The sequence below is a fragment of the Sporosarcina koreensis genome, from assembly GCF_001531445.1.
In the GTDB taxonomy this organism is placed as follows: Bacteria; Bacillota; Bacilli; order Bacillales_A; family Planococcaceae; genus Sporosarcina; species Sporosarcina koreensis_C.
Genome location: NZ_LQYA01000068.1, coordinates 1 through 2,360 on the forward strand (window position 1 = coordinate 1; position 2,360 = coordinate 2,360).

At 49.9% G+C, this 2,360-nt stretch carries 2 protein-coding genes; both read left to right on the forward strand.

Annotated elements, in window-relative coordinates:
• Positions 1–1,283, forward strand: a 1,283-nt coding sequence (locus AWV70_RS10585) for a SpoIID/LytB domain-containing protein (RefSeq protein WP_060206873.1), incomplete at its 5' end; no start/stop codon positions are given.
• 181 nt (positions 1,284–1,464) lie between these two features.
• A partial coding sequence (locus AWV70_RS10590; RefSeq protein WP_153009953.1) for an N-acetylglucosamine kinase occupies positions 1,465–2,360 on the forward strand: 896 nt, incomplete at its 3' end.

Genomic DNA, 2,360 nt, shown 5'->3' on the forward strand with positions numbered 1-2,360 from the left:
AAGCATACCTAGACGACTGGCTTCGACGTGCGCATGCCGAAGGATATCCGACGTACGTTGAAGACTATAACGACGGCTGGCGCTTGTACCTTGGTGAATTTGCGACGGATGCACCCTTTGCGGAACGAACTGCATTCAAAGATGAAGTCGTCGCAAAAGGATTAGCTGCGAGCGACGCTTTTTGGAAAGTCGTAACAATTGCTGAAGGCGAAACACAGTTGAGAGTGGTGAAAGACGGAGAAGAGAAGGAAACTTCAAATCCAGTCCAACTACTAGCACCTTCCGGATTTGTCACGATCGACGGGCAACCATATCGTGGCATTGCTGAGGTCGGTTTCAATAGCAGCGGTACTTTAGCGGGCATCAATGAATTGAGCATCGAGCACTATTTATACGGTGTTGTTCCACGTGAACTTCCGCCTGTTCCTTATGCGGAAGTCGAAGCGCAAAAAGCGCAGGCGATCGCTGCACGTACGTACGCTTTATCCAATATGGGCAAGCGGAGCGCGGATGGCTATGATCTTTTGCCAACGACTTCCGACCAAGTATATGGCGGATTTAGCGCGGAACATCCGATTTCAAATGAAGCTGTCGATGGCACGAGAGGCATTGTCGCCACGTATGAAGGCAAGCTCATTACAGCCGTCTTTCATTCAACAAGCGGCGGTTTCACGGCGAATAACGAAGATGTATGGACTTCTGAAGCGACTCCATATTTACGGGCGAAGCATGTCGCGCAAAAAGGGAACGACCTGAAATACGTCCCAGCCTTAGACATTTACAAGAAGAACGGCAGCGGCGAATCATTGCGAGAAGTGAAGACTGGGGATTTCGAAGCCAATTGGTCGAAATATTATCGTTGGCACTTCGAATGGACGGCAGAGGAAATGAATGAAATCGTAGGAAACTACTTCAACACGGAAGTCGGAAAGGTATTGGAAATTAATGTAACGGAACGTTCCAGCTCGGGTCGAGCGGCTGTCATTGAATTCGTTACGGACAACGGCACGTTCTACGAATACAAGGACCGTATCCGATGGGCGCTCCAATACATCGATGCAAATGGCAATCCGGCGGTGTTGTTAAGTACGCTGTTCATCATCGAGCCTGTCATCAATAAGGAAACTAATGAGACAATCGGGTACAAAGTGGACGGTGGCGGATGGGGCCATGGTGTCGGAATGTCCCAAGTCGGCGCAGTCGGCATGGCTGAAAAAGGATATACGTACGATGTTATTTTGAAGCATTTCTACACGGGAATTGATTTAGAAACTAGATATTAAATTAATTCAGCTAAATTCGGCTGAATTAATTTAAGCCTCCGGCGGTTGTCACAGATTTTTAGTGGAGCAAGGAAGGCAGTCTAAGGTCGCGATGTCCTGTCGCAACGACTGCATGACCTACTTCCTGTAGGTCCCAAGCTCGAAATAAATCTGGACGCAATTACGCCAAGGCGTAATTGATTTGAGAGGCGGTAGTCAACAGATGTATGTATTAGGGATTGACGGCGGAGGGACGAGGACGATGGGCATTGTCGCCGATGAATTTGGGAACGTTTACATGCATGCGGTAACCGGAAGAAGCAATCCGAACACGCTGCAGCAGGCGGAATTCGAGGCCGTCATCATCGGGTTGGTTAGGGAGTTGAAAAGGCAGAACGAAGCCATTTTCAATCAGCTGTCCGTCTGTTTCGCAGGAATAGCCGGCGTCGGGGAAAGTGGACGTGATAAAGAAGTGGCAGCTCTGTTAGCACGGGAGTTGTCGGTCGGAACGCAAGTCACCGTAAGGAATGATGCATTCAATGCCTTGTATTCCGGAACGCTCGGCGGACCCGGCATCGTTCAGATCGCAGGTACCGGCGCTGTCACATTAGGCATTAATGAAAACGGGATAGTCGCTCGTTCAGGTGGATGGGGTTATTTATTCGATGACGAAGGGAGCGGGTTTTATTTAGGGAATGAGGCATTGAAAGCGGTGTTCCGTTCATTTGATGATCGCGGCCCGGCGACCAGCCTGACAGATCGGGTCACCGAATATTTTTCTGTACAAAACGTCCCGGATATTATCGGCAAAGTGTACGGGAAAGAACATCCGCGTTCAGTCGTCGCACCCCTTGCACGTCTCGTCATACAGGAAGCACAGGCGGATGATGAGGTTTCAAAAGGGATTGTGAAGAAGGCATGTGCAGAGATGATGCATTCGATCGACGCTTGCCACCGCCGTTTATTCGATGAAAATCACCCGACGGCAATCGTGCTGTCGGGCGGCGTCTTCACCGACGTTGACCTGTTTGCCGAACAGTTTCATGAATTGGCCCGCCAATCGATACCGAACGCCGTTTTCCAATCGACACAAGTGCC